The sequence below is a fragment of the Streptococcus sp. SR4 genome (assembly GCF_000517725.1).
GTDB lineage: Bacteria > Bacillota > Bacilli > Lactobacillales > Streptococcaceae > Streptococcus > Streptococcus salivarius_F.
On the sequence record NZ_AZYW01000069.1, the window covers coordinates 18903 to 39278 of the forward strand.

16 protein-coding genes and 3 tRNA genes are annotated in these 20376 nt (G+C 40.9%); 1 reads left to right on the forward strand and 18 read right to left on the reverse strand.

The genetic code is table 11. The features are described from left to right. Positions 1-80 precede the first annotated feature (80 nt). Entirely contained in the window at positions 81-1343 is a 1263-nt protein-coding gene (gene purD / locus HMPREF1519_RS09315; protein ID WP_022495810.1) for a phosphoribosylamine--glycine ligase, read from the reverse strand. Positions 1344-1649: 306 nt separating this feature from the next. Between purD and HMPREF1519_RS09320 the strand changes: the two genes are divergently transcribed. Further along, positions 1650-2489, forward strand: coding sequence for a CHAP domain-containing protein (locus HMPREF1519_RS09320; protein WP_022495811.1), 840 nt, complete (start codon positions 1650-1652; stop codon positions 2487-2489). A gap of 191 nt (positions 2490-2680) precedes the next feature. On the opposite strand, the gene purH is transcribed toward HMPREF1519_RS09320, so the two are convergent. From purH to HMPREF1519_RS09405, 17 genes are all read right to left on the reverse strand, one after another. Continuing rightward, a complete protein-coding gene (gene purH, locus HMPREF1519_RS09325) occupies positions 2681-4228 on the reverse strand; it encodes a bifunctional phosphoribosylaminoimidazolecarboxamide formyltransferase/IMP cyclohydrolase (protein ID WP_022495812.1) in 1548 nt (515 codons plus the stop codon). A 75-nt stretch (positions 4229-4303) separates the two neighbouring features. Continuing rightward, positions 4304-4858, reverse strand: coding sequence for a phosphoribosylglycinamide formyltransferase (gene purN, locus HMPREF1519_RS09330; protein ID WP_037611977.1), 555 nt, complete (start codon positions 4856-4858; stop codon positions 4304-4306). Further along, a complete protein-coding gene (gene purM, locus HMPREF1519_RS09335) occupies positions 4858-5880 on the reverse strand; it encodes a phosphoribosylformylglycinamidine cyclo-ligase (protein ID WP_022495814.1) in 1023 nt (340 codons plus the stop codon). Before purM ends, purN begins: the two co-directional genes overlap by 1 nt. A gap of 210 nt (positions 5881-6090) precedes the next feature. Continuing rightward, the gene (gene purF, locus HMPREF1519_RS09340; protein WP_004181972.1) at positions 6091-7530 is read right to left on the reverse strand and encodes an amidophosphoribosyltransferase; all 1440 of its coding nucleotides are present in this window, start codon (positions 7528-7530) and stop codon (positions 6091-6093) included. A 155-nt stretch (positions 7531-7685) separates the two neighbouring features. Beyond that, positions 7686-11411 carry a phosphoribosylformylglycinamidine synthase gene (locus tag HMPREF1519_RS09345; protein ID WP_037611978.1) on the reverse strand — a complete coding sequence of 1242 codons (3726 nt, stop codon included), beginning with the start codon at positions 11409-11411 and terminating at the stop codon, positions 7686-7688. Between the two features lie 66 nt (positions 11412-11477). After that, positions 11478-12185 (reverse strand): phosphoribosylaminoimidazolesuccinocarboxamide synthase, encoded by a 708-nt coding sequence (gene purC / locus HMPREF1519_RS09350; RefSeq protein WP_002886293.1) that lies wholly within the window; start codon positions 12183-12185, stop codon positions 11478-11480. Between the two features lie 258 nt (positions 12186-12443). Further along, a complete protein-coding gene (locus tag HMPREF1519_RS09355) occupies positions 12444-12689 on the reverse strand; it encodes a phosphopantetheine-binding protein (protein ID WP_022495816.1) in 246 nt (81 codons plus the stop codon). Further along, entirely contained in the window at positions 12689-13693 is a 1005-nt protein-coding gene (gene plsX, locus HMPREF1519_RS09360) for a phosphate acyltransferase PlsX (protein WP_013989885.1), read from the reverse strand. Before plsX ends, HMPREF1519_RS09355 begins: the two co-directional genes overlap by 1 nt. 211 nt (positions 13694-13904) lie before the next feature. Further along, positions 13905-14678, reverse strand: a complete 774-nt coding sequence (gene recO, locus HMPREF1519_RS09365) for a DNA repair protein RecO (protein ID WP_022495818.1) — start codon at positions 14676-14678, stop codon at positions 13905-13907. Continuing rightward, the gene (locus tag HMPREF1519_RS09370; RefSeq protein ID WP_022495819.1) at positions 14665-15840 is read right to left on the reverse strand and encodes a pyridoxal phosphate-dependent aminotransferase; all 1176 of its coding nucleotides are present in this window, start codon (positions 15838-15840) and stop codon (positions 14665-14667) included. Before HMPREF1519_RS09370 ends, recO begins: the two co-directional genes overlap by 14 nt. Before the next feature lie 92 nt (positions 15841-15932). Beyond that, a complete protein-coding gene (locus HMPREF1519_RS09375) occupies positions 15933-16898 on the reverse strand; it encodes a ribose-phosphate diphosphokinase (RefSeq protein ID WP_002886286.1) in 966 nt (321 codons plus the stop codon). Positions 16899-17109: 211 nt separating this feature from the next. Further along, on the reverse strand, positions 17110-18600 hold the full coding sequence (locus HMPREF1519_RS09380; RefSeq protein ID WP_037611980.1) for a PcsB-like coiled-coil domain-containing protein: 1491 nt from the start codon (positions 18598-18600) through the stop codon (positions 17110-17112). A gap of 84 nt (positions 18601-18684) precedes the next feature. Then, on the reverse strand, positions 18685-19209 hold the full coding sequence (mreD, locus tag HMPREF1519_RS09385; protein ID WP_022495821.1) for a rod shape-determining protein MreD: 525 nt from the start codon (positions 19207-19209) through the stop codon (positions 18685-18687). Position 19210: 1 nt separating this feature from the next. Next, on the reverse strand, positions 19211-20041 hold the full coding sequence (mreC, locus tag HMPREF1519_RS09390; RefSeq protein WP_022495822.1) for a rod shape-determining protein MreC: 831 nt from the start codon (positions 20039-20041) through the stop codon (positions 19211-19213). Between the two features lie 57 nt (positions 20042-20098). Continuing rightward, positions 20099-20186: transfer RNA gene (locus HMPREF1519_RS09395), tRNA-Ser, on the reverse strand. A gap of 4 nt (positions 20187-20190) precedes the next feature. Further along, positions 20191-20264: transfer RNA gene (locus HMPREF1519_RS09400), tRNA-Ile, on the reverse strand. Between the two features lie 31 nt (positions 20265-20295). Beyond that, positions 20296-20366, reverse strand: a tRNA-Gly gene (locus HMPREF1519_RS09405). Between the last annotated feature and the right edge of the window lie 10 nt (positions 20367-20376).

Below are 20376 nucleotides of genomic sequence, written 5' to 3' on the forward strand. Positions count from 1 at the left end.
GCCAATCGTTTTTTCACAACAGTGGTGATTGTCGCTCATTAGCTCGCTTTCGCTCGCCTTTTACGACCTACGGTCGGCAATTATTTGTTAGCTTTGCTACCAATGTCATTTCGATAGAAGAGGCCTTCTGTGTTTTGTTTGTTGAGTTCGTTGTAGATAATGTTTTGGCCATCTTTGACGGTATCTGCTGTTGTGACAAGCATGTAGACACGTCCTCCGTTTGAGAGGAGGTCTTGGCCATTTTCAGCGAATTTAGCACCAGCATAGTAAGTGATGATGTCACCCTCTGTCTTGGCTGGAAGTTTGACACCCTTCTCATAAGCGAGTGGGTAGCCGTTTGAGGCTACAACCACACCAAGTGTCACACCCTTGTCCGTCCAAGTGATGGCTGGCTCTTTGCCTTCCAAAATGTCAGTGATGTTTTGTGCAAAGTCAGATGTCAAACGAGGCAAGATGATTTGTGTTTCAGGATCACCAAAACGTGAGTTGAACTCGATGACTTTAGGGCCATCAGCTGTCAAGATAAGTCCAGCGTAAAGGACACCAGTGTAAGGACGACCTTCTTTGATCATACCTTCAAGAACTGGCTTGACAATAGTGTCAACCGCTGTGTCAACCACGCTCTGTGGCAAGTGAGGAACTGGCGCATAGGCACCCATCCCACCAGTGTTAGGACCCTTGTCGCCATCATAAGCACGTTTGTGGTCCTGAGCCGTTGGCATGATGTAGAACTTGTCCCCATTGACAAAGGCAAAGAGAGAGAACTCTTCCCCGTCAAGGAATTCCTCGATGACCACACGCGCACCTGAGTCACCGAATTTATTGTCCAAAAGCATCTCGTGAGCAGCTTCGACGGCTTGCTCCACTGTCTCCGCAACGACGACACCTTTACCAAGGGCCAAGCCGTCTGCCTTGACGACGATTGGAGCGCCTTTTTCCTCGATGTAGGCCTTGGCTTCCTCGAAATCTGAAAATGTGCCATAGGCTGCTGTCGGAACGTCGTACTTGACCATGATTTCCTTAGCAAAATCCTTAGACCACTCAAGCTCAGCCGCAGCCTTTGTCGGACCAAAGGCTTTGAGTCCAGCCGCATTGAAATCATCCACGATACCAGCTGCAAGAGCATCATCTGGACCGATAAAGGTCCAAGCAATATCGTTCGCTTTTGCGAAGTCAATCAGCTTAGAATGTTCGGAAATTCCGATATTGATCAAATCAAGACCGTCCAATGTCATCCCGTCATTACCAGGAGCCACGAAAACTTGCTCAACGTCCTTAGACTCCAATAATTTCTTGGCAATCGCATGTTCACGACCGCCAGAACCAACAACCAAAAGTTTCATTTGAAAGATACCTCAATATCAAATAAGACTAGGGGCAAATGCCCGTTAACGACAATCATTCGGAAAAATTAGCAATTTTCACGAATTATACATAACTATTATAACATATTTGTTCGGAGATATGGGTGTGTATCCAAATTTGGACACAAAAAAGGCAGCCACTTGGACCACCTCTTGGGAGATTATGAAAATGAAAAAAGTTATTTAGGATTGATGATAGTATATCCTGAGCAGCTTAAGGGAGGCTTAAACGCAAAAATATCTTCATTTTCCTGAAAAACTGCGAATAGGTAGGTGGAGGTTAAAATGAAGAAAAAAATACTAAATTGTCTCTTACCGCTAGCTTGTCTAGTGACTGTTTCGGTTTCGTGTGGCAGCTCTGCTCAGGCGGCTGTCCTCGGGGATGACTACCCTTCCTCTTGGAAATATGGTGGCTTTGGCGTGGATCCTTGGACCATGTACTGGCGTCAGTGTACATCCTTTGCAGCCTATCGTCTCAGCAACACCAACGGTTTCACTCTGCCTGTAGGGTATGGAAATGCCATCACTTGGGGCAGCATCGCACGTGCCAATGGCCACCGCGTTGACATGAATCCTGCCGTAGGGAGCATCGCCTGGTTCTCAGCTGGTGTCAATGGAGCGGGGCACATGGGGCATGTCGCTTGGGTTGCAGAAGTTCATGGTGATCAGGTGACCATTGAGGAGTACAACTACGATGCGGGTCAAGGTCCTGAGAAATACCACAAACGTAGCTTCCATAAGAGTCAGGTGTCTGGCTATATCCATTTTAAAGACCTCGAACCAGGAGCCCAAAATGGAAATTCTACTAACTCTTCTATCAAAGTTGGTGATACAGTCCGCTTCTCAGGAACTTTCCGTGTCACGTCTGTGTCAGGAAATACCATCACTAGCCAAGATTTAGCTGGAGGTACACCAACTAAACACAATATCGTTGATCCTGGACCTGTTATTGAAGTTGATGGACAGGGTAATCCAACATCAGACCAGTACCTCAATCCTGGTGAGACCTTTACTATTCCAGGTAACTTCAAAGTGCTAGCCATTGACCCACCTAGCGATGGCGTCCTCGTCCAAATCGGAAATCGCAAGACCTGGGTAACCCAGTCTGTCCTTGAAAAGGTTTAATTTTATTAAACAATCGTGAGAACGGTTGTTTTTTTGATACTCTGAAATAAAAAAGCCCAGCTAGTGCTGAGCTCTTAGGAGAATTATGAAAAAGAAAAGTTTTTTAGGATGGTATTAGTATAACTTGGAGAGCTTAAAGGAAGCTTAAGGGATTTAAAAAACATCCAATTTCTTGGATGCTTTGTAAGTTCTTAATGACGGAAGTGACGAACGCCTGTAAAGATCATTGTCAAACCATGTTTATCAGCAGCTTCGATTGACTCTTGGTCACGTACTGATCCACCCGGTTGAATGATAGCTTTAATACCTGCTTTGGCGATTTCTTCCACGTTATCCGCAAATGGGAAGAAGGCATCTGAAGCAAGAACAGCGCCGTCAAGGCGGTCTTTAGCTTGCTCAATGGCGATACGGACTGAAGCCACACGGTTAGTTTGACCTGGGCCAACACCAAGTGTCATGTGGTCGTTAGTCACGATGATACCATTTGATTTGACATACTTGATAGCTTTCCAAGCAAACTCAAGAGCTGTCGCTTCTGTCTCAGTTGGTTGGCGTTTAGTAACCACTTGCCAGTCAGCTGGACTTTCTTTAACAACGTCTTGGTTTTGAACGAGGAGACCACCAACAACACCTGTGTATTCTGCTTCCACTTCACTAGCGTCTTGAGCGTCAAATGGCAACTCAAGGATACGCAAGTTTTTCTTCTTAGTTGTCAAGATTTCAAGCGCTTCATCAGAATAGCTTGGTGCAATGATGATTTCAAGGAAGACACCATGCATTTTCTTAGCTGTCGCAGCGTCAACTTCACGGTTGAGGACTACAATACCACCAAAGATTGATACTGGGTCAGCTTCATAAGCATAGTCCCAAGCTGTTTCGATGTTGTCAGCTTGACCGATACCACATGGGTTCATGTGTTTGAGAGCCACAACTGTTGGACGGTCTTTGAAATCACGGATGATACGGATAGCGGCATCAGCATCACGGATATTGTTGAATGACAATTCTTTACCGTTAAGTTGTTTAGCTGAAGCAATTGAGTAAGCTGTTGGCAAACCTTTTTGGTAGAAGTCTGCGTCTTGTTGAGGGTTTTCACCGTAACGCATTGGTTGCTTGAGGTCATAGGTCAAAGTGAGTTTTTCAGGTTTTGTTTCACCCACTTGAGCGGTGAAGTATTCCGCAATCAAAGCGTCGTATGAAGCTGTGTGACGATATACTTTTGCTGCCAAACGTTGACGAGTTTCGTAACTTGTTTCACCGTTCGCTGACAATTCGTCAAGAACAACAGCATAGTCAGCAGGGTCTACTACAACTGTTACGCTAGCGTGGTTTTTAGCTGCTGAACGAAGCATTGATGGCCCACCGATATCGATATTTTCAACCGCATCAGCGTAAGTCACGTCTGGTTTAAGGATGGTTTCCTTGAATGGGTAAAGGTTTACCACAACAAGGTCAATCAATTCGATATTATTGTCCTTAGCCGCTTGAAGGTGGCTATCGAGGTCACGACGAGCGAGGAGACCGCCGTGGATATTTGGGTGGAGAGTCTTGACACGACCGTCCATCATTTCTGGGAAACCAGTCACATCGTCGATGGCGATAGTGTCTACCCCAGCATTGTCAAGGGCAACTTTAGTACCACCAGTTGAGATGATGTCCCAACCAAGTTTTTTGAGTTCTTGGGCAAATTCAACAATGCCCGCTTTGTCTGAGACTGAAATAAGTGCTCGTTTAGTCATTTTCTTTCTTTTCCTTTTTTAAAAAAGTTCTTTAGCTGCTACAGTCAAAAATTATCTTTCAGCTCTAGGGCTTTCTTATTTTCGTGCAACTCCCAAACTATCCAACACTTCTGGATAGAGCTTGTACTCTGTTTCGTGGATGCGAGTTTCGAAAGTATCAAGGGTATCACCTTCAAGGCGTGGCACACGGACTTGTTTGATAACCTTACCGGTATCAACACCAGAATCCACCCAGTGAATAGTCACACCAGACTGGGCAACACCTGCATTCCAAGCATCCTCAATACCATGAGCACCTGGAAATTCAGGAAGATAAGCCGGATGAATATTGATGATACGGCCTTCATAAGCTGCTAGCAAAGTTGGGCCAACAATTTTCATATACCCCGCTAAGCAAACCAAATCTATCTGGTGCTCTTCCAAGAGTTTGACGATAGCTTCTTCATAAGTTGCTTTATTGTCAAATTCCTTGAGTTCAAAGGCATAGCTAGCTACACCAAGATTTTTGGCACGTTCTAAGACATAGGCATCACGGTGATCTGAAAAGACAAATTCTACTGGAAATTGTTCCGCAATCACCTGAAAGTTTGAGCCGTTGCCAGAGGCAAATACAGCAATCCTTTTAGCCATTATTTTATCACCACACTTGCGCCATCTTTCTTCACAATATGACCGATTTCATAAACAGGTTCGTCAAGAAGTTCTTTGACACGTTCAACATTTTCTGGTTTAACCGCAAGCATGAGACCAATACCCATGTTGAAGATTTCAAACATTTCTTCATGTTTGATTTGGCCATATTTTTCAAGGGCTTTGAAAATTGGAAGAACTGGCACTTTGCTTTCATCAATTTCAGCAGCCAAGTCATCTGAGAACATACGTGGTACATTTTCGATGAAACCACCACCTGTGATGTGGGCAATACCGTTAACCAATTCTTCTTTGATGAGCGGCAAAGCTGCTTTGACGTAGATGCGAGTTGGTTCAAGAAGAACGTCTTTAAGTTTTTTGCCTTCAAGTTCTGGGAGGACTTCGTCACCTGTGTAATCAGCAAAGACACGACGCACGAGTGAGTAACCATTTGAGTGGATACCACTTGAAGCAAGTCCAAGAAGCACGTCACCTTCAGCTACTTTTGAGCCGTCGATGATTTGAGATTTTTCTGCGATACCTACCGCGAAACCTGCCAAATCATAGTCGTCTTCACCATACATACCAGGCATTTCAGCAGTTTCACCACCAATAAGGGCTGCACCAGCTTGCACACAACCTTCAGCAACACCAGCAACGACCTGCTCCAATTTAGCTGGTTCATTTTTACCAGTTGCTACGTAGTCAAGAAAGTAAAGGGGCTCAGCACCTGCGGCGATGATATCGTTAACACACATAGCGACACAGTCTTGACCGATAGTATCGTGTTTGTCGTACTTAATAGCAAGCATGAGTTTAGTACCGACACCATCTGTACCTGAGATCAAAACAGGCTCTTTGACACCTGTTTTTGAAAGGTCGAACATACCACCGAAGCCACCGAGAGCTCCCATGACACCTGCACGCTCTGTACGAGCAACGTGTTTTTTGATACGTTCAACAACTTCATAACCTGCTTCAACATCTACACCCGATTGAGCGTAAGCATTTTTATTTGTCATTTGTTTATTCCTTTTCTTTTTTCGAGAAAGAGTGCGACGTATTTTTAGATGAACCATCTTTTTATCTAAAAATACTAGTCAGGTCTCTAGCTTTGACCCCATAGGGCAAAGTGTCTACTGACAAATGCTTTAGCTTTTAGTCAGTAGTGAGACGTGGAGCGTAAGCATTTTTAGACATAATTTTTTCCTCTTTTTTCTTCTGCACTGCTCTTAATAGAAAGAAGTGTGTTCTTTCAAACTTTCCAAATAGCGTTCTTCGTAGTCATACAATGGTGTTGGATATTTACCATCAAAGTAAGCCACACAAAGGCCACCGTTTGGTGCATCTGTGTCAATTCCAATAGAATCAATCAATCCATCAATAGACAAGTAAGTCAAGCTATCCGCTCCAATGATTTCGCGTGTTTCCTCAACTGTATGATTGGCCGCAATCAATTCCTTACGTGTTTGAATATCGATACCGTAGAAACATGGGTAGGCAAGGGCTGGGCTACCGATTGCTACGTGGACCTCTGTTGCCCCTGCTTCTTTTAGCAAATTAACGATACGACGTGATGTTGTCCCACGTACAATAGAGTCGTCAATCATAACCACACGTTTTCCTTTAACAACACCTGATACGGCAGAGAGTTTCATACGAACCCCTTGCTCACGCAATTCTTGTGTTGGTTGGATAAAGGTACGTTGGGTGTATTGGTTTTTAATCAAGCCCATTTCATTTGGCAAGCCTGATTCTTCCGCAAATCCCATGGCTGCGCTAAGTGATGAATTAGGCACACCAACGACAATATCTGCTTCATGTTTGAACTCACGTGCCAATTGAGCACCCATACGTTTACGAGCTGTATGGACATTGACCCCTTGGATATTTGAATCAGGACGGGCAAAGTAGATATACTCCATCGAACAAACAGCCAATTGCGTATCCGTTGTATAGGTATCGTAAGTGATGCCATTATCATCGATGATAACAACCTCACCTGGATTTACATCCCGAATCCATTCTGCACCAACACCCTCAAAGGCACATGTTTCAGATGAAACCACGATAGCACCATTGCTCATCTTACCAAGAGAAAGGGGACGGAAGCCATTTGGATCCAAAGCTGCAATAAGCTTGTCCTCAATCATAAGAAGATAAGCAAATCCACCTTTAACAGTGCTCAGAGCTTCTTTTACTTTACCCATGAATGATGGGTTGTGGCTACGGCGAATCAAGTGAGCTAAGATTTCTGAGTCAGAAGTTGAGTTTAAGATAGCTCCATTTTTCTCCAACTCATGTCTTAGTGACTCTGCATTAGTCAAATTCCCATTATGAGCAAGACCAAGCTGTCCATCGTGAAACTTAAACATGAATGGTTGAATATTGTCTACAGAAGCTTCACCAGCAGTCGCATAACGAACATGACCGATAGCAGCCGTTCCAGTTAGCTTATCCAAGTTGGCTGGATCACGGAAAACTTCTGAGAGAAGCCCCATATCACGATGACGCTTCAATTGACCCGCATCATTTGAGAGAATTCCTGCTCCCTCTTGACCACGGTGTTGGAGACTGTGAAGTCCGAAATAAGTTAATTTGGCAGCATCCGGGTGACCCCAGATACCAAAAACACCACATTCTTCATTAAGAGATTTAACTTCGTATGTCATTTTTTATACCTTTTATTTTTGATATTTTCCTAATGTTATGCAAACGAAAAACTGTTCCTAGCCTCTCATTTCACTAATGTGAACTCAAGTTTTCAAGCTCTTTAGAACTACTGCTACATTGAAAAATATCATTACTGAGTGCACTTGGCACTCTATTATTTTCCAGTAAAGTATTTAACCGCTGACGCAAAGAGGTGTTGGTCTTTATTTCCTGGAATATTTTGGAAGAGACCGTCTTCGAAACGTTCTGAGTGACCCATCTTACCAATGATTTGACCATTCTTACTTGTGATACCTTCGATAGCATTCACAGATCCGTTAGGATTATATTTAGAATCCATGCTTGGTTTACCTTCGAAGTCAACATATTGGGTAAAGATTTGACCATTGTCACGAAGCTCTGCAAATTCCTCAGCTGTCACGACAAATTTACCTTCACCGTGTGATACTGGGATGGCATGGATGTCACCAACTTCTACTCCAGCAAGCCATGGTGAGTTCGTGTTGGCAATACGTGTTTCAACCATCTTAGCCACGTGTTGGTTGGCATCATTGTAGAAGAGGGTTGGACTCGTGCTGCTTGCATCTTCAAAGTTACCATATGGAAGAAGGCCTGATTTAACAAGAGCTTGGAATCCGTTACAGATACCGATAATCAAACCACCACGTTCGATGAAGCTATCAATGGCTACACGTACTTTTTCATTGAGCAAGATGTTAACGATAAATTTAGCTGATCCATCTGGTTCATCCGCTGCTGAGAAGCCACCTGCAAAGAAGATAATGTTAGCTTTTTCGATATTGTCAACCATAGTGTCAACAGACTTGACAATAGCTTCTTCATTAAGTGTTACAAATGGTACCAAGTTGACTTTCGCACCTTCTTTTTCAAAGGCTTTAGCTGAATCGTACTCAGAGTTAGTACCTGGGAATACTGGGATGTAAACCACTGGTGTCTCAACTGTTTCTTTAGCTTTGATCACAGCATCAGATGCTACAGCAGGTACTTCTTCCAACTCAGTTGCTTGTGCAAATTCCGTTGGGTAAACCTCTTCCAATTTACCTTGGAAGGCACTGTCAAGTTTGTGTCCTTCAAGCGTTACATCATTGACAGTAAGTGTAAAGTCAGCTACTGTTTGTCCAATCTTGGCAACACCTGAAATCTCTTCCGGAGATGTGAAGACGAATCCACCCAATTGAGCTGTCAAGGCAGTCTCAAGATTTTCAAGGGTTACAGTGGCACCAATATGGTTACCAAATGTTGCAAGAGCAAGCGCTTCAACGACACCACCATATTTGACAGCTGATGCAGATGTGACTTTATGGTCAGCTTGGATGGCTTCAAACTTAGCAAAGTTAGACTTGATAAGATCAAAGTCAATTTCTTGTGCCAAAGCTTGACCAGGAATGTAGTAAATATTTTCACCCGCAGCTTTGAATTCTGGAGAAAGAACCTTACGGCTATCCGCAGTTGTTACCCCAAAAGCAACCAAGGTTGGTGGTACTGTCAATTCTTCAAAGGTACCAGACATAGAGTCTTTACCACCGATAGATGGCAAACCAAGTTGAATCTGAGCTTCGATTGATCCAAGGAGAGCTGATACTGGTTGACCAAAACGCTCTGCTTGTTTATCCATACGCTCGAAATATTCTTGATAAGAGAAACGAGCCTTAGACCAATTTGCACCAGCAGCAACCAAACGAGCTGTTGCTTCGATTACTGCATAGGCAGCGCCATGATATGGAGACCATTCTGCTACATAAGGGTTGAATCCTTGCGCCATAACAGAAGCAGTTGTTGTCACGCCATGTTGGACTGGCAATTTCTGTACAGAAGCTTCCGTTGGTGTGATTTGGTAGCGACCACCGAGTGGATGATTGACTGTTGAACGACCAACTGAACTATCAAAGATGGTTTGTAAACCTTTTTGACTGGCATGGTTAAGGTCAGCCAAGACTTCAAGAGTATCAGCTTCAAGGGTTTCAGCAGATGTTTGACGTTCTTCTGGAAGCTTGACATCCTTGTCAACCACCTTAGCATCTACAACCACACGTACACCGTTTGTATCAAGGAAACGACGTTCCAAATCAACGATGGTTTCACCATTCCAGTGCATGACAAGATTTGGTTTTTCAGTCACTGTCGCAACAACAACAGCATCAATATTTTCTTTGTTACATTCAGCAACGAAGGCATCTACATCTTCTGGACGAACCACTACGGCCATACGTTCTTGAGATTCAGAGATGGCAATTTCTGTACCGTTCAAACCTTGGTATTTCAATGGCACTTTGTCTAGATCAATTTCAAGACCATCTGCCAATTCACCGATAGCCACACAGACACCACCAGCACCAAAGTCATTTGATTTCTTGATTAGACGTGTCACATCCCCATTACGGAAAAGACGTTGAATCTTACGTTCTTCGATGGCATTCCCTTTTTGAACCTCAGCACCAGCTGTTTCAACAGATTCAACCGTTTGAACTTTAGAAGAGCCTGTCGCACCACCGACACCATCACGTCCAGTCTTACCACCGAGCAAGATAATCACATCACCTGCTTCAGGTTTCTCACGGACAACATTTTCCTTAGGAGCCGCACCGACAACTGCACCTAGCTCCATACGCTTAGCAACGAAACCTGGGTGGAAGTATTCACGAACGTAAGTTGTTGCAAGACCAATTTGGTTACCGTATGAAGAATAACCGTGAGCCGCTGTTTTAGAAATCACTTGTTGTGGCAATTTACCAGCACGAGTTTCAGCAATTGGTGTTGTAATATCACCAGCACCTGAGATACGCATAGCTTGGTAAACGTATGAACGACCTGACAATGGGTCACGAATGGCACCACCGATACAAGTAGCCGCTCCACCAAATGGTTCGATTTCAGTTGGGTGGTTGTGGGTTTCATTCTTGAACATGAGAAGCCATGGTTCTTTCACACCATTGACATCCACTTCAATTTCAACTGAGCAGGCATTAATTTCATCAGACACTTCCATATCATCCAAACGACCATTAGCACGCTCATAACGACCAAAAATAGTGGCCATATCCATCAAGGTTTGAGGTTTTTCTGTACGTCCCAACTCATCACGCATGGCAATATACTTGTCATAAGTCGCTTGCAATTGTTTTTCAAATTTAGAAGCTGAGAAGTCAATGTTTTTCAACTCAGTCTCGAAAGTTGTATGACGGCAGTGGTCAGACCAGTAAGTATCCAAAACCTTCAACTCAGTCTCAGTTGGCACACGTCCAATAGACTTGAAGTAATCTTGAATGAAGAGAAGGTCATCCACTTCCATTGCCAATCCTTGCTCAGCCTTATACTTAGCAAAATCTTCTGCCGTATAAGTTTCAAAGAAATCCAACCTTGGAATGGTCTTGTCAGACTCAGAGAAATCCTGTTTAGCAATACCAACAGTGATATCTTTGAAACGAGAATCCACTGGGTTCAAAAGGTAGTTTTTGACAGCCTCCAACTCATTCGCATCAATATCCTTGTTAACCAAGTACAATTGTGCTGTGTTCACTGTTACATCATTTGAACTACCAAGCAAAAGCAAAGCTTCTTGTGAAGATGCCGCACGTTGGTCAAATTGACCAGGCAAACTTTCGATAGTAAAGAAAGCATACTTCTCAAGATCAGCCTTAACCGCAGCCTCGTCCAAAACAGTATCAGTCACTTGCTCAGAGAAGATGTGTTTTTCCGCACGCGCAAACAAGTCCTCTGCCAAATTAAAGACATCGTAAACCTGAACAATACGAAGATCATTCAAAGTTTTCAACTGAAGATTATGCTTTAATTCTTTTACTAAAGACTGAGATTTCACACGAAAATCAGCTTTTTTCTCAACGAAAATACGTTTATCCATTTTATTTCCTTTATCTATTTCTACTTAAAGATTGTAGTGAAGACCAAGTATTCTATTTGTAAAAGGCTACTTCAATCCTTGCAATTTTTCCAATACAACTTCATAAACATCTGTCAAGCTACCAAGATCACGACGGAAAACATCCTTGTCCATATGGTGCCCTTCAGCATCCCAAAGGCGACAATTATCTGGAGAGAATTCATCTGCCAAGATAATCTTGCCATCCTTATCAAAACCAAATTCCAATTTGAAGTCAATCAAGCGAAGACCAATTTGTGCAAACCAATCTTTCAGCAATTCATTGATACGACGCGTTTCTTCCTTGATATAAGCAATTTGTTCATCATTGGCAATATCCAAGAACTTCACATGCTCATCATTGATGAATGGGTCATCCAAATCATCATTCTTGTAGTAAAATTCAACGATTGGAGTTTTCAAGTCCAAACCTTCTTCAACGCCAAAACGTTTAGAGAAAGAACCCGCAGTCACATTACGAAGAACAACCTCCAAAGGAATGATAGTAACTTTCTTGTTAAGTTGTTCGGTATCAGAAATACGTTCGATAAAGTGAGTAGCTACACCCGCAGCATTCAATTTTTCAAAAATAAGAGACGAAATCTGATTATTTAGCACACCTTTTCCTTTAATAGTCTCCTTACGAGCACCATTAAGCATGGTTGCCTGGTCCTTATAGACCGACTTAATCACATTTTCGTCTTCTGTACTATAAATATCTTTAGCTTTCCCAGTATAAATCAGTTGGTTTGACATGGAATTGTTCGCCTTTCAAGTTTATTCGTCTTAATTATACCACACCAGAATTTAAAAACCAACATATAGCAAACTTTATTACTTAGGTAAAAAAATAACGTTCGTGTTTTAGTTCTTTTTTAGAGTTTCTTAATAAATAATGTATAGAAAAAAGGAGTGTGACAGAACTAAATCCATATAACATTTAGTTTCTTGCCTCACTCCAACAAAATAACAATCGTATAGTAAATAACTATTATATTATTACGTCTAGCTTTCTTATTCTTTATTCAATTCCTCAGACAAATAGTTCAACAAATCAGCTACCTTAACCATATGGTCAATAGTATCATCGGAAATCTCAAGATCGAACTCATCCTCCAAATTAATAATGAATTCCATAAGCTCTATTGAATCCACACCCAAGTCATCTAATTTGGTAGCTTCGGTTAAAACAATGTCCTCTTTACCCATCTGCTCTTGAATTACGAGCTGCATTTTCTGAAGAATTTCTACTCTACTCATCAGTTAGCCTCCTCTTTCGGACTAAAGGCTTCAACTAGCTGCTCAACAACCTTAGTATCAAGCATCGTACGAACCTGCTTAATAGTGTAGTAAACCGCCTTAGCATCACTAGATCCATGACATTTTACTACGGGAGCTTTAAGACCAAAGAGAACCGCACCTCCAGCGCTAGAGTAATCCATAGTCTCTTTCATCCCTTTTAGGCTGTCTTTCAATAGGAAGGCACCTAACTTAGCTTTAAGACCACCATTCATGATAGCTGACTTAAGGGTCTTCATAGCACCAAGTCCCGTTCCTTCGATTGCCTTGAGAACTGCATTTCCTGTGAAACCATCAGCAACTACCACATCAGCAGCTCCAGACATAATTTCACGCGCCTCAACATTACCAACAAAGTTAATACTTGGCTCCTTAGATAAGAGCTCAAAAGCCTCCTTACGAAGACTATCCCCCTTTGTTTCCTCAGTCCCATTATTAAGGAGACCTACACGAGGGTTGGCAATTCCACGCACATTTTTAGCATAGAAAGATCCTAAAATAGCATATTGATGCAAATGACTAGCTGTATTTTCCGCATTAGCACCCAAATCAAGCATATCAAAGGGTTGACCAGTAAAACTTGGCATTGTTGACATAAGACCTGGACGCTCAACTCCCTTAATACGTCCGACCACGAAGAGACCTGCAGCCAGAAGGGCACCTGTATTTCCCGCAGAAATCACGGCACCCGCTTTTTTCTCCTTAACAGCCTGTGCACCTAAGACCATTGAAGCTTTTTTCTTCTTACGAATGGCTTTAGCTGGCTCATCATCCGAATTTATCTTTTCATCAGTATGCACAATGCTCACACGTTCATTCGCTGTCAAATAGGTCTTAATTTTAGCTTCATCACCATAAAGCTGGATTTCAATATCTTTGAAATCTGCTATAGCTTGGTTGACACCCTCTACAATTGCTTGTGGCGCATTATCGCCACCCATAGCATCTACTGCAATTACATGCATAGCATTCTCCCTCTTGTCCTCTGCCATAAAACATAAACTCAGATTTCTATCAATAAAATATTATGTAACTAAAATAGACTAGTTCACTGTTTCTAGCAGAGTCTTTCAGCTTATTATCTTCTTATTATAGCACGAACTGACTTGCATTTTAACCCCTGAGACTGAAAACCATTACTTTCCTGTTTCACGTGAAACAAAAAGAAGATAATGTCTAGTCAGCACTATCTTCTTTATTCATAATATGACCCCAAGAATTTAGATTATCAATAAACTTCTTACTTTTAAGATGTATTCCAACATAATTATCATAGAGGTCATCAATAAAATGTCGTAGCTTTCGTTTCATGTCATCCTTAACAGATATGCTTCTCAATTCCTCAAAAGAAAGCCCCTGAAAACGATCTAAAAGATAAGGTACATTAGGATTTAAGTGACTACGCCTTTCATCCTCTGCATAATGATTTGGACAAAGTAGCCCCGAGAACTTATACGAAAAATCAAAAGGAAGGCCCACACGATGGCAAAAGACACACTCGTGAAAATTCAAGCGAACACCGAAACGGTCTAAAACCTGAATCTCAAAGATATTAGTCAAGATTTCATAATCCAAGCCTTCTTCCATTAATTCAAGCGTCTTCTCCAAGAATGCAAATAATTGTGCATCTGCTACACCGTCAGCAATAGCAGCATCCGTCAGAGCAGCTAAATAAGTCGCATAAGACAGCTTGAAAATATCGCTTGTAATTTCCTTAAAGGATTCTGCTTGGCTATAATCCTCTATGAAAGATAAGCCCTCATCATTTACAGTCATCATGAATTCAGCGATGGTTAAAGGTTGAATCACAGCACTTAATTTACCTGACCCACCACCTCTAACAAAAAACATCCGTTTCCCAGCTTGCTCGGTAAAAATCTTAACCAGCTTATCATTCTCACGATAATTACGATTGAAGAGGACAATTCCTCTACTCTCAAGCTTCTGCATGCTCTTCCATAAACTCTTTCAAACGAGCCATAGCTGTTTCAATAGTATCCATGCTAGCTGCATACGACAAACGAACATAGCCTTCGCCATACTTCCCAAAAGCAACCCCTGGGATAATCGCAATAGCTTTTTCACGAGCAAAGTCTTGACAGAACTTAAAGGAATCTTGAGTATAGCCTTCTGGAATCTTAGCAAAGATATAGAAAGCACCATCAGGTTTAATAATTTTGAAACCAAGTTCAGTCATTTTTTCAAGAATATAATCACGACGCTTCAAATACTCAACTTTCATTGGTTGGGCATCATCTTTACCAGCAGATAAGGCTTCAATAGCTGCAAATTGTGCCATAGTAGCTGCAGCTGTTACCAAATACTGGTGACTCTTAATCAACTGAGCCGTCAAGACTGCAGGTGCAAAAATCAAACCGATACGCCATCCTGTCATCGCATGAGATTTAGACAAACCATTAATCAAAATCGTTTGTTCCGGCAAATACTCAGCAATAGATACATGGTGATCCACATAAGTTAGCTCAGAGTAAACTTCATCGCTAACAACAAAAATATCGTATTTTTTCAGAACTTCAGACAAATCTTTAATCTGTTGACGTGAGTAAGTCACACCTGTTGGATTAGTTGGGTAGTTAAGCAAAACGGCTTTAAGCTTATCTCCCTGCTCCAAAATTGCCTTCTCTAACATCTCCGGAGTCAAAACAAAATCATTAGCTGTTGTATCAATTTCAACAATTTCAGCACCAACTAGATTTGCAATCGGCTCATATCCAGGATAGGCTGGTGCAGGTAAAAGAATCGTATCTCCTGGCTCCAAAATAGCCGTCAAAGTTGCAGAAAGGGCTTCTGTAGCTCCAATAGTCACCAAAATTTCATTATCTGGATTATAAGTAAGATTATATTTTTCCTTAACAAAATCTGCCGCAGCTTGACGCAAAGCAGGAAGTCCTGCCATACCTGTATAGTGAGACTGGTTAGCATCGATAGCAGCTTTAGCTGCTTCTTTCACATGATCTGGAGTCGTAAAATCAGGTTCACCAAGTGTCAACTTTTTGATACCTGGTACATCTGAAATTGATTGGTCAAACTGACGAATCATCGAAACTTCAATCTTATCTAAATTTTTATTAAAACGTTGTGTTAAATCCATCACTGTCACCTCTTTGCAATTATGCCTTACATTATATCAAAAACTCAAACGCATTTAAACACCAAAAAAAGCTAGCCCAAGCTAGCTTTAGTCTATTTATGACCCATTTCAAACAAAGGTGACAATGGACGTTTTTCATGAATACGAATAATTGCCTCTGAAATCAAATCAGCAATTGAAATTTGTTCAATCTTATCAATCAAACGTTCTTCTGGAAGATAAATCGTGTCCAATACAACAAGCTTCTCAATAGCAGATTTTTGAATATTATCAAGTGCTGGACCTGACAATACAGGGTGAGTACATGAGGCATAGACATGAGTTGCACCAGCTTCAGCAAGCGCATCAGCCGCATGACAGATTGTACCTGCAGTATCAATCATATCATCAATCAAAATACATGTTTTACCTTCAACGTTACCAATAATATTCATAACCTCAGAAGTGTTCATTTTATCAACACTACGACGCTTATCAATGATTGCGATTGGTGTTTTCAAACATTGAGCAAGTTTTCGTGCACGAGTCACACCACCATGGTCTGGAGAAACAACAACAACATCATCTCCAGTAAGACCAGCACGATCAAAGTAATCTGCGATAAGTGGAGCACCCATCAAATGGTCTACAGGAATATCAAAGAATCCTTGAATTTGAGAAGCATGGAGGTCAACTGTCAAAAGTCGATCAACACCTGCAACCTCAAGCATATTAGCAACCAATTTAGATGTGATTGGCTCACGTGAACGTGCCTTACGGTCTTGACGTGCATAACCATAATAAGGCATAACAACACTGATCGTTTCTGCACTTGCACGTTTTAGCGCATCAACCATAATCAAAATTTCCATCAAGTTATCATTTACAGGAGAGCTTGTAGATTGAAGAATAAAAACGTGATGACCACGGATAGATTCTTCAATATTAACTTGAATCTCACCATCTGAAAATTCACGAACACTTGATTTTCCGAGTTCAATACCCATTTTATCAGCAACTTTTGCTGCTAATTCCTGGTTAGACGATAAAGCAAACAACTTCAAATTCGTATAAGACATGATTTCCTCCAAAATATCTACTAAACCATTCTACCTTTTTTTAGATTGATTTTCAATGCAAAATAAATGGTGTCACAGTAACTTAACAAGACTAAAAAGATTTAACCTTAACCTCGACATTTTCCCGTCTAAAAGTAATTCCAGAAAGTAAAGACATTTTGCTATAAAATAAAAACGATTCGAGAAAATTCGAATCGCCTTCTTGTAGTCATTATGGGTAAATATAGTATACAGAACCACCATGAGCTGAAGATGTTGGATCAAATGTACCACGGTAGTTACCGATTGACATGTTACCAGCATAGTTTGATTCCATAACTTGAATTGAATTTGCACCTGATGCTGATGTTACGTAAGCTACGTGACCATAACCACCACCATCATTTGGCCAAACCGCAATTGCTCCGGCTACAGGAGTTGTACCAACTGAGTGGCCAGCTGCTTGTGCGCTAGCAATCCAGTTTTTAGCATTACCCCAGTAATTACCAACCCATGAAGCTAATGATTTAGCACCCCAAGTACATTGACCAACAGGATATGTATTAGGAGTTGAGGCAGCTGATACTTTAGGTGTTTCAGCTGCTGGAGCTGGTGCTTCTGAAGCTGCAGGTGCTTGACTTGCTGGTGCTTCTGAAGTTGCTGCAGGTGCTTCGCTAGCAGGAGCTGGTGCTTCTGAAGCTGCTGGAGCAGCTGATTCTGGTTGTGCTTCAGGCTCTTGTGTTGCTTCAGATGTTGCTGGAGCAGCTGATTCTGGTTGTGCTTCAGGCTCTTGTGTTGCTTCTGAAGTTGCAACAGTTGGCTCTTGAGTAGTTTCTGAAGTTTCTGATGAAACAGGTTCTTGTACTGCTTCTGAGGCTGTTGCTATTTCTGAAACAGTAGCTTCTGAAGGTTGAGCTACAGCTTCTGAAGTTGCTGCCGCCTCTGATTGAGCTACAAATGCTGCCGCTTCTGAAGATGCTACTGCTTGTGCTGCTGCCTCTGATTCTGCAATTGCTTGTGACTGAGCAACTGATGCTGCAGTTGAAGCTGCCACTGCTTCTGCAGTTGATTTAGCAGAAACAAGTGATGTTTTTTCATCTTGAGCTGTAGCCAATTCTGCAGCCAAAGCAACTTGTGCTGCTTCTAGTTCTGCTTGTTGAGTTGTCAAACCAGCTTCTGTTGTTTCAAGTTCTGCCTTATTAGTTGCAATCTCATTAATAGCAGCTTGGTTTTGTTCTTGTTTTGCAGCAAGCTCTTTTTGATCAGACTCTTGTTTTGTCAACATGTCATTATTAGCTGTAACAACTTTTGAAATAGCTGTGATACGAGTAATAGCTTCAGAGATTGACTTAGAGTTCAAGATAGAGTTGATGTAGCTAGTCGCAGTATTATTTTGTTGAGCACTACGAGCTTGTTTCGCCAAAGAATCTTGACGAGCTACAATTTTACTTGATAATTCTTGAATTTCAGATTCCAAATCTGCTGATACTTTTTCAAGTTCAGCATTTTTAGTTTCCAATTCTGATTTTTGTGTTCTAAGTGTAGATACTTGAGATTGGATTGTAGCAACTTGCGCTTGTGCAGTCTCTTGTTGAGAAGCAAGGTTACTAATTGCGTTATCTGCAGCAGCGATTTGCGAATCATAATCCTCTGCATGTACTGATGCAGCTGCTGATAAGGTTACACCACTTACCAACACTGCTGAAAGAATACGTTTTTTCATAATATAAAATACTACTCCTTTTCGATAAGACCTATTAATTGTATCAAAAAATGGCGCAAACTTTGTTACGCCAATATTACAGTTCTATTTAAATCTATCAACTGACAGATACAAAAATAATTTTTCAAGAATAGGTTTAATAAAGATAAAGGTCAAAAGATTAAACACTATACTAGGACTTAGTTGATAAATAATAAAATCCGTCACAGACTCATTGGAGAAACCATAAAATAAGGCAAAGCCAAAATTTATAGTATCAAAGAGAAAGAGGAATAAAAACATTAACAAAAAATCAACATAGGTATTTCTCTTAACAATTCGACCTAGCTGAGTTAACAGATAGCATAACAGCGGCAGAGTTAGAATTACTATACCAACTGTTTTGAAATAATAGGTATCATAAAGAAATCCAAAACAAACAAGGTAAAGAAAGGAATACTTATTTGGAAAATCAAGAGTTAAGATAAAAATATAAATAATGAAAAGATGAGATGATAGAAAAAATTCAGGAGATAAATAATGATTAAGTATCATCGAAATATGACCATCCCATAGAAAAGGAACAATACTCAGTAAGAAAGGAATAATAGAATACTTGGATAATTTCATATTATTTACCATCTCCAACTAAAGTAACATAAGAAATTTTATCAAAATCAGCATAAGGTTTTACCAAAATCGTACGATTTCCTTCATAATCACTCACAGAGTCTACAGTACCAATTGGAACATCCTTTACTGATACATCATCAAGACCACTTGTAACTACTTCAGTCCCAACCTTAACGTTAGAAGATGAATTGAGTTGTGTCATCTCTAACAGCTTCTTTTTTTTATCATAACGAGATATAATCCCGAAAATCTGGTTATCATCCTCTGATTTGACGCTAGAAGCAAGGTAACTATCACTAGAACTACTAGAAAGTAAAGAAATAGTAGTAGTATCATCATATACCTTAGTTACAAAACCAATTACTCCACCATTAGAAGTTGCTAGCATAGATTTACTAACATTCTTAGACTTACCGACATTAATCGTTAACTCTTTTAACCAAGTCACAGAAGGTCGCATAGAAACTTCAGCAGTGAGAACAGTATCACGACTTAGCTTGTCCGAAAGATTAAGCGAAGCTCTTAAAGAATCATTCTCTTCTTGCAAGTTAGAAATAATAGATGATTGATTTTCTAAATTCGATAAAGATTTTTTTAAATCTTGATTCTCATTATAGGTTGATAAGAGATCAGAAATAACATTATGAGATTTTGATAAAGCAGTAAATGGAACTGAAACCACTGAGTCTACTTTGGTAACGAAACCCGAAACATTAGACGAGATATCCTTGGTTAATTTTTTATTAGTAAAGACAAAAGAAAAAAGCATTACAAAAAATAGAAAAATAATAAACCCATAAAGAAGAAATCGATAAAAACTATTTTTCATTTTGTCACCTCAAAAAAAGAAAACGAATTATCTTAAAGATAATTCGTCATAATACTACGGAGAATGGGGGATTCGAACCCCCGCGCCGGTTACCCGACCTAACGATTTAGCAAACCGTCCTCTTCAGCCTCTTGAGTAATTCTCCAATATGGGCACGAGTGGAATCGAACCACCGACCTCACGCTTATCAGGCGTGCGCTCTAACCATCTGAGCTACGCGCCCAAGCAAATGCTTGGCTAAAATATCCAAATAAAGCGGGTGACGAGAATCGAACTCGCGACAACAGCTTGGAAGGCTGTAGTTTTACCACTAAACTACACCCGCTTAACAAAAA

Coding starts and splice junctions, on each gene's coding strand:
- purD (WP_022495810.1), bottom strand. CDS start 1,343: ATGAAACTTTTGGTTGTTGGTTCTGGCGGTCGTGAACATGCGATTGCC.
- mreD (WP_022495821.1), bottom strand. CDS start 19,209: ATGAAATTATCCAAGTATTCTATTATTCCTTTCTTACTGAGTATTGTT.
- HMPREF1519_RS09370 (WP_022495819.1), bottom strand. CDS start 15,840: ATGGATTTAACACAACGTTTTAATAAAAATTTAGATAAGATTGAAGTT.
- purH (WP_022495812.1), bottom strand. CDS start 4,228: ATGACTAAACGAGCACTTATTTCAGTCTCAGACAAAGCGGGCATTGTT.
- HMPREF1519_RS09320 (WP_022495811.1), top strand. CDS start 1,650: ATGAAGAAAAAAATACTAAATTGTCTCTTACCGCTAGCTTGTCTAGTG.
- purF (WP_004181972.1), bottom strand. CDS start 7,530: ATGACATACGAAGTTAAATCTCTTAATGAAGAATGTGGTGTTTTTGGT.
- mreC (WP_022495822.1), bottom strand. CDS start 20,041: ATGAAAAATAGTTTTTATCGATTTCTTCTTTATGGGTTTATTATTTTT.
- HMPREF1519_RS09375 (WP_002886286.1), bottom strand. CDS start 16,898: ATGTCTTATACGAATTTGAAGTTGTTTGCTTTATCGTCTAACCAGGAA.
- HMPREF1519_RS09380 (WP_037611980.1), bottom strand. CDS start 18,600: ATGAAAAAACGTATTCTTTCAGCAGTGTTGGTAAGTGGTGTAACCTTA.
- recO (WP_022495818.1), bottom strand. CDS start 14,678: ATGCAGAAGCTTGAGAGTAGAGGAATTGTCCTCTTCAATCGTAATTAT.
- HMPREF1519_RS09355 (WP_022495816.1), bottom strand. CDS start 12,689: ATGAGTAGAGTAGAAATTCTTCAGAAAATGCAGCTCGTAATTCAAGAG.
- purM (WP_022495814.1), bottom strand. CDS start 5,880: ATGACAAATAAAAATGCTTACGCTCAATCGGGTGTAGATGTTGAAGCA.
- HMPREF1519_RS09345 (WP_037611978.1), bottom strand. CDS start 11,411: ATGGATAAACGTATTTTCGTTGAGAAAAAAGCTGATTTTCGTGTGAAA.
- purC (WP_002886293.1), bottom strand. CDS start 12,185: ATGTCAAACCAACTGATTTATACTGGGAAAGCTAAAGATATTTATAGT.
- plsX (WP_013989885.1), bottom strand. CDS start 13,693: ATGCATGTAATTGCAGTAGATGCTATGGGTGGCGATAATGCGCCACAA.
- purN (WP_037611977.1), bottom strand. CDS start 4,858: ATGGCTAAAAGGATTGCTGTATTTGCCTCTGGCAACGGCTCAAACTTT.